Source organism: Christensenella sp. (genome assembly GCF_034927525.1).
Lineage (GTDB): Bacteria > Bacillota > Clostridia > Christensenellales > Christensenellaceae > Christensenella.
Map to the genome: position 1 here is coordinate 1 of NZ_JAYFPU010000031.1, position 6,996 is coordinate 6,996.

Sequence of the window (6,996 nt, forward strand, 5' to 3'; positions counted from 1 at the left end):
GATGGAGAGGATCGGTATATCCTTGTGCTCCATGATGATCTTACCGGATTCGAGCGACGGTTCTTTTACCGTCGTAATAAGCGCCGGCGGGCCGCCTGCCGCCGCGATCGCTTCATTTAAGATACGCATCGTTTCCTGCGAAGCGTGCTTTGCCGACGGGTGCGGATTGTATACGACCGCATTGCCCGCAGCGATCATACTGATCGAATTGTTGATGACTGTGGAAGTCGGGTTTGTTGACGGTGTGATCGAGCCGATCACGCCAAACGGCGCGCCCTCGATCAGCGTCATCCCGTTGTCGCCCGTAAAGGCAACCGGCCTTAAATCTTCGATCCCCGGCGTTTTTTCCGCTGCCAGTTTGTTCTTCATGATTTTATGCTCATATCTGCCATAGCCGGTTTCTTCGTTTGCCAGCTTGGCAAGATATTCCGCGTTTTTCAGGGAAGCCTGACGCATTGCCGCGATCAGCAGCCCCCGTTTTTCCAATGTCATTTCCGCCAGTTGTTTCTGCGAAGCCTTGGCAGCCGCGACCGCCTGGTTTGCGTCGTCAAACATCCATGCAGACCCAAAAGAACTTCCTTCACAGCCACACGCAGGTGTCGCAACCCCTTGCAACGCGCGCTGCACAGCCTCTTTGATCATGTCTCTCAATTGAACATCCGAATACTCCATGCCTTAAACACCCTCTCTATCTTATCAATCCAAATCTGATTTATGTATCCTTACTTGTTTTTCTTTTTACTGCGTTCCCGCCGCGATTCGCGTACCCGTTCAAACGAATTATCCCGCTCTGCCACCGCTTCCGGCTTCTCAACAACGATCGTCTCTGCCACCTCGGTTATTTGCGGTATCTCATGTGCTTCAACGGTTGCTTCTTCAACCATGACGACTTCTTCTTCGCGCACCTGTGGTTCCGGTTTTTCAGCCTCTTGCCGCATATCTCCAGCCTTATCGAACAACCGCCGCCCCAGCACGTCTACGCTGTCAATGATCGCCACGATCGTATTATCGACCGGTTTTCCTTCTGTCATCTCCGTCTGGCGCGACGAGCTTCCACCCACGCACATCACGACTTCTCCTTCGCCCGCACCGATCGCGTCGATCGTTACAAATGGCGCTCCCTTTTCTTCGAAGGTATCCATATCCACAGGAACGGCCACCAATATTTTCATGCCGTGCAGCTTATCGGATTTCCGTGTACTGACAAGGCTGCCGACCACTCTTGCTAATTGCATGATTCCTTCTCCTTTTGTTTCGGATCGTAATTATCCTTCGCTTTGTCGTATGTCTGCTTCTCTTTGATGTTGATATAATCCACGATCCCGTAAATGCTGTAATCTGATGCATATTTCTTCGACGTATCCGTCTGGCGTGCCGAACTGCCATAAGCACACATAACGATATCTCCGTCACCCGCGCCCACATCGTCCACACAAATCACATACTCGCCCTTCTCTTCAAACGTCTCGATATCGACCGGCTGTACGATCAACAATTTCGAACCGGTAAGCGCATCCGTCTTATTGGTACTGACAACCGTTCCTTTTACCCTGCCAATCAGCATGTTTTTCTCCTATCGATCAATCGAGATATTAAGCTCTGCCGCCCGCTCGCGCGCAAGCGGCGTGACGATCGCATCCGCCGCACACACAACGGAATTCTTACCATCTCTGCGTGCCTGCTCTATCTCGTTTTCCGTTACCAGCGTAAGGGTAGCAACTTCCTTTTCACCCGCGCAATCATACTGCGCTACCTGTATTCCCATCGATGTCAGCGAATCTATCACATCGCCGATCTTCTCAAAAAAAGTGCCCCGCTTGAACTTGGGTGTGTTAAAATCCAGTAAAATGCAGACCTTTCTGCCCCACAAAAGCGAACGCAGCATAACGTGTTCGATGAATCCGTCGTCGTCGCCGTCCGCGATCCGTTTCAAAAGGTTGATCTTAGGCGTAACCAATACGATCCGTCCCTTAGAAGCAGCTTTTTGCAGCAACAGCTTTTCATCACTCTTATCTTCAATGCGCATCGCTTCCAATCCAAAGGGTTCAAAATCCGCATCTTCGTGGAGTGCGCACTCAATATCTTCTCCATATAAGGAGACCAGCTTTTCATTTGCAGTCTTGGGCGACGGGACATACGTCGTAAAAAGCGCAAGCGTCCCCACGACATGTTCGTCGCGAGGTCGTTCCCGCTCGATCCGATTTAAGACACTGTCCACGATGGAACGAACGAGTTCGTCCCAATTATCCGTCTGCACCATTTATTCCACGATCTCCATATAATCGCCGTTTTTGATCAAGGCGGCATTCGCCTCGTCCATATCCAAATGCACTTCCAGTTCATGTCCGTTTCCGGCACGCACCAGCACGTCCTCAAAAACCATAGGACGGGATCCACCAAACCGTAATTTGATCGTCTCTCCGTTTTTCAATCGATATTGCTGCGCCTGCTCCGACGAAATATGCAGATGCCGCTTAGAGATCATCAGCCCGTGCGCAATCTCTATCGTCCCCTTGGGCCCTGTGATCGTACAACCCGGCGTTCCTTGTACTTCGCCCGACATATGCACGACAATAGGCACGCCGAGTTTAAATGAATCCGTAGCAGATATCTCGATCTGCGTATCCGGCCGTTCCGGCCCCAGTACCCGCACCTTCGCGATAGACCCTTTGGGTCCCTGTATCGTCACCGTTTCTTCACATGCAAACTGCCCCGGCTGCGAAAGCGGCTTGATGGGCGTAAGCTGGTGCCCTGCACCAAACAATTGTTCAACATGGCCGCGCGACAAATGGATGTGACGGTTAGAGACCGCCGCAGGCACAATACGCCTGCCGGTCTGCTCCATCAGCCTTGCAACAACTTCAGTTTCAACAATTTTCCTGATCGCGCTTTTATCCATTTGATTGATCCCTATTTACATTTTAAAAAATTATTTTCCAAAAAATTCCACAACATTACAGATTAGCCATAAAACAGCGTTGTTTTGATACTTTTATATTAATCGTTCCGGCGGTCGTTGTCAATTACTTTTTTGTGTTTTTGTTGTTTTATGTGGTTTCTTTCCTTATTTCGATTCAATTCATGAAATATTCATTTGTTTGCGCGTTCCCTTTTTGTTATACTATTGCTAATCTTACAATATGAATGGAGTCAATCATGAGAAAAATCGTTTCCTTTGTAACATTACTTTTGGTGTTCTCTGCCTTTGTGATGACTGCTTGCAGCGCACCGCCTTCCACCGTGCCTGCAACAGAAGCAGCCGCGGCGCCATCCGAATCGGCTGCCTCCCCCTCGCCATCCGCTTCATCTGCAAAGAGCACATCTGCACAGATCGACGATTCACTGCTTTTGGATCCGTGGAAGCTCGAAGATTTCAGCGATGTTGCCGACATGCGGAATTATCTCTTTTATTATTCCAATCCGGAAAATAAGAACGCATACATCATCATGACACAGGCCGACCACTACGAAGACCGCAGCGACGACCTCACACAGGAGTTGAAAAGGAATGTGGATACCTACATCAATCAAACGTTAAAAGGCTCTATGAAGGAGTCGAGCGCAACACAGCCCGTTTATTATGAGATCGACGGTTATCCTGCCGCGTCCTTTGACGTCACTGGAACACTGCAGGATGGCAGTGAAGCATTTACCGCACGCACAGTCTTTGTTGCCACCGATAAGAAAATATACTGTCTGCAGCTACAGGACAGTACAGAACATTTCGACCAATCGTCCAGCCTGTTCGATCAGGTAAAGGACAGCCTGACAATTGCGTAAGGTCAAATAGAAGAAAAAAAACCGCCATTGGCGGTTTTTTTCATGTTGTCATCATCATAGAGCTTTTGGGAAAAACGATCGTGACCGTCGTTCCTTCGCCTTCTCGGGACTTAATACCGATGCCATGTCCAAGCTTCATGCAAAGCTTTTTGCAAAGATACAGCCCCAACCCGGTGGACTGTGCCGACTTTCGCCCGTTGCTGCCCGTAAACCCTTTGTCAAACACCCGTCCAAGCTCGTTTGATGGTATTCCCGTGCCATTATCAGATATCTGTAATATCACACGATCCTTTTGCTTTTCTCCTGTCACACGGACATACGCATCACTCTTATCACTGTATTTGATCGCATTCACGATCAATTGGTTCAATATAAACTCGATCCACTTGACGTCCGTAAATACCGTAAGCCCTTCTACATCCGTTTCCAGCCGGATATGCTTTTCAATGAACAACTGTGCATTTTTACGCGCCACCGAAAAAACGATATCCTGCACATCGGCTTTGCGCAGCATATAATCTTTTTCGACCGTATTGCTCCGCGAATAGAACAACACCTGTTCTACAAGCTCTTCCATTTTTGCGACATCTTCTTCGATCCCTGTGGCGACATAGTCTTTGTGGTTTTCCAGCGCCAGCTTAGAGGCGGCAAGGGGTGTTTTGATCTCGTGCACCCACATTTCAATATATTCGCGGTATTCTTCCTGCGCATAACGATATTCCGCGATCTTTTCCAGCATATCACGGTTTGCAGTTTTCAGCATATCGTACAGAAACATGCCTTCGCGCACAGGCGGCTTTTCCATCACTTCGCTGATCAGATTTTTGTTTTCCAAAGAATCGAAAAGCGATAACAGGCTGCTGTAAAAGCGGTTGCGTCTCATGTAGTCCACGACCAGCGGCACGATCGTCCCTGCGGCCAATACCACAACAAAAAATAAGATCAGCGTAATATCCGCGGCCAGCAGCACAAGCAGCAGCGGAAGCCCGCAGATGATCAGGCAATCGCAGACCAGAAACAGTGCTTTGTCCTTCAGATAATCACTCAATTTCATCGCAGCAGATACCCCTGTCCACGTTTCGTTTCGATCACATCCGCAAGGCCTTCTTCTTCCATTTTCTTGCGCAGACGATTGACATTCACGCTGAGTGTATTGTCGTCCACAAACATATTATCGTTCCACAGGTCTTTCATCAGTTCTTCGCGCGTTACGATGCTTCCACGATGCGTTGCCAGCGTGTTCAGGATACGCAGTTCATTTTTGGTGATCTCGATCTCTTTTTGTCCAAGTTCAATCACGCTGCGCGCCAAATTCAGCGCGAAGCATCCGCAGTCGATTCTCTCAACACTCTTGTTCACGCGCTTGAGAACAGAATTGATACGCGCCAAAAGTATCTGTGTATTATATGGCTTTGTCACAAAATCATCCGCACCAAGATTTATGCTCATCAGCTCGTCCATTTCCGTATTCCGGCTTGTCACGATGATGATCGGTATATCCGACGTTTTCCTGATCTCCCGGCAAACCGAATACCCGTCCACCTCCGGAAGATTGATGTCAAGAAGCAGCAGATCGCCTTTTTCGTGCAGAATATCCTGCACCACCGTGCCGAAATGCTCCATTCCTGCGGTCTGATATCCGTATCGTTGCAGGAAGCTCATCAGCTCGTTTCTTATTTTGTGGTTGTCTTCTACAATTATTATTTTCATACTCCTATTATAAAACAAAAGAGGCGGCTGCCACAATGCAAACCGCCTCATCATTTCTTAAGAATCACTTAATTTTCAATATAAACCAGAAGGTACTGCCGCTCCCCTGTGCACTGCTCACGCCATATTCAGCGCCGTGCATATCAAGTATCCCTTTCACGATCGAAAGCCCAAGACCTGTGCCGACAGCCGCACGCTTGTGCGTTTTGCTTGCCTTATAATAGCGCTCCCAGATGTACGGAAGCTGCTCCTCGGCAATGCCTTCCCCGTCGTCACATACCTCTATCCTGACAGTATCCCCTTCTACGCTCTGGCGTACAACAACATTCTTTCCCTCTCCTGCATAGGTGATGGCATTATTGATCAGGTTATATACCACCTGACCGATCCGCGCTTCGTCCGCTTCTACCATTACCTCCCCATCCTGTTCAAAGGAGATATGATAGCCTTCCTGCTCTCCAAGCTTTGTATAGCGCGTCAAGATATCGCGTATCATTTGCGTCAGGTTGAATTTCGCGATCCTCAACTCCTGTGCACCAGACTGCATCTTGGAAATATCCATTACATCGTTTACGAGAGTCGTCAGCCTCTGTGCCTCGTCAATGACGATTTGCACATTCTCCGGCGTATTTTCGCCCGGCAGATCGCGCATCACTTCCGCATATCCGGTGATCATCGTGAGCGGCGTACGCAGATCATGTGAAATGTTCGCGATCAGTTCCCTACGCAGATTATCCACCTTAGAAAGCTCGTGTGCGGCATAGTTGAGTGTCGCGGCAAGCTCCGCGATCTCACGGTATCCGTGTCCGTCAAATTTCACTTCATACTGCGCTTTTGCTAGTTTTTTTGCGGCCTTGTTGATCTTGATGATCGGGTTCGACACGCGCTTTGCGATAATCAGTGCAATGACCAATGCGCATACGATCAATATTACCGTAATGTATATCAGCTGTACACGCAGCGTTTCCACCGTAGAATTCACAGGCGTGATCACCGAGTTAAGCGCCAGCAGCATTGTTTGTCCGTCTGCTGCTGTCACCGTCTTCGTGTAGATCATACTTTCCGTGATTCCGCTATCTGGTGGCGGAACATTTCCCATAAAGCGCCGCGCGTCATATTCGTTCCCGGAGAATTTCTTTTGCGGTAATATCCGCAGCATACTTCCGCCGTTCTCCTGCGTGTCCTGTGCTAGGATCGAGAATTCAAAGGCCGGCATTTTATGGATCACACAGTCCGGCATAATGTCCGAAGTATAAACGTTCTCCCCATTTTCATCTGCAATGCGCACACAGACGTCATATTGGTGCGAAATGCGTTCGATTAACGTGTCGATGTCCTCATTATCAATGTTCTGCTCGATCACCTGTGCGGCGTCCCTGATCTCGCCCTTCTTGATCGACTGGTAAAAGTCATTTAAAAACACGATCTGAAACAACCATAACAATAAAATCATAATAGCAGCAAAAACCAAAATATATATAAATATTTTCCATTTGATGCTGATTC

9 protein-coding genes are annotated in these 6,996 nt (G+C 48.6%); 1 reads left to right on the plus strand and 8 read right to left on the minus strand.

Annotation, left to right across the window (positions count from 1 at the left end):
• The 5 genes from VB081_RS01075 to pduL all read right to left on the minus strand — a co-directional run.
• Positions 1–672: aldehyde dehydrogenase family protein (locus VB081_RS01075; RefSeq protein ID WP_323399020.1), on the minus strand; the 672-nt coding region annotated here is incomplete at its 3' end.
• A gap of 50 nt (positions 673–722) precedes the next feature.
• Entirely contained in the window at positions 723–1,235 is a 513-nt protein-coding gene (locus VB081_RS01080) for a EutN/CcmL family microcompartment protein (RefSeq protein ID WP_323399021.1), read from the minus strand.
• The gene (locus tag VB081_RS01085) at positions 1,226–1,564 is read right to left on the minus strand and encodes a EutN/CcmL family microcompartment protein (RefSeq protein ID WP_323399022.1); all 339 of its coding nucleotides are present in this window, start codon (positions 1,562–1,564) and stop codon (positions 1,226–1,228) included. The genes VB081_RS01080 and VB081_RS01085 overlap by 10 nt, the downstream gene beginning before the upstream one ends.
• Before the next feature lie 9 nt (positions 1,565–1,573).
• Positions 1,574–2,260: a hypothetical protein gene (locus tag VB081_RS01090; protein ID WP_323399023.1), complete on the minus strand. Its 687-nt coding sequence runs from the start codon at positions 2,258–2,260 to the stop codon at positions 1,574–1,576.
• On the minus strand, positions 2,261–2,899 hold the full coding sequence (gene pduL, locus VB081_RS01095) for a phosphate propanoyltransferase (RefSeq protein ID WP_323399024.1): 639 nt from the start codon (positions 2,897–2,899) through the stop codon (positions 2,261–2,263).
• A gap of 257 nt (positions 2,900–3,156) precedes the next feature.
• Between pduL and VB081_RS01100 the strand changes: the two genes are divergently transcribed.
• Positions 3,157–3,780, plus strand: coding sequence for a hypothetical protein (locus VB081_RS01100; protein WP_323399025.1), 624 nt, complete (start codon positions 3,157–3,159; stop codon positions 3,778–3,780).
• A gap of 40 nt (positions 3,781–3,820) precedes the next feature.
• On the opposite strand, the gene VB081_RS01105 is transcribed toward VB081_RS01100, so the two are convergent.
• The 3 genes from VB081_RS01105 to VB081_RS01115 all read right to left on the minus strand — a co-directional run bounded on the left by VB081_RS01105 (position 3,821) and on the right by VB081_RS01115 (position 6,994).
• On the minus strand, positions 3,821–4,834 hold the full coding sequence (locus VB081_RS01105; protein ID WP_323399026.1) for a sensor histidine kinase: 1,014 nt from the start codon (positions 4,832–4,834) through the stop codon (positions 3,821–3,823).
• Entirely contained in the window at positions 4,831–5,490 is a 660-nt protein-coding gene (locus tag VB081_RS01110) for a response regulator transcription factor (RefSeq protein WP_323399027.1), read from the minus strand. Before VB081_RS01110 ends, VB081_RS01105 begins: the two co-directional genes overlap by 4 nt.
• A 64-nt stretch (positions 5,491–5,554) precedes the next feature.
• Positions 5,555–6,994, minus strand: coding sequence for a HAMP domain-containing sensor histidine kinase (locus tag VB081_RS01115; RefSeq protein ID WP_323399028.1), 1,440 nt, complete (start codon positions 6,992–6,994; stop codon positions 5,555–5,557).
• Positions 6,995–6,996 lie beyond the last annotated feature (2 nt).

Coding starts and splice junctions, on each gene's coding strand:
- VB081_RS01080 (WP_323399021.1), bottom strand. CDS start 1,235: ATGCAATTAGCAAGAGTGGTCGGCAGCCTTGTCAGTACACGGAAATCC.
- VB081_RS01085 (WP_323399022.1), bottom strand. CDS start 1,564: ATGCTGATTGGCAGGGTAAAAGGAACGGTTGTCAGTACCAATAAGACG.
- VB081_RS01090 (WP_323399023.1), bottom strand. CDS start 2,260: ATGGTGCAGACGGATAATTGGGACGAACTCGTTCGTTCCATCGTGGAC.
- pduL (WP_323399024.1), bottom strand. CDS start 2,899: ATGGATAAAAGCGCGATCAGGAAAATTGTTGAAACTGAAGTTGTTGCA.
- VB081_RS01100 (WP_323399025.1), top strand. CDS start 3,157: ATGAGAAAAATCGTTTCCTTTGTAACATTACTTTTGGTGTTCTCTGCC.
- VB081_RS01105 (WP_323399026.1), bottom strand. CDS start 4,834: ATGAAATTGAGTGATTATCTGAAGGACAAAGCACTGTTTCTGGTCTGC.
- VB081_RS01110 (WP_323399027.1), bottom strand. CDS start 5,490: ATGAAAATAATAATTGTAGAAGACAACCACAAAATAAGAAACGAGCTG.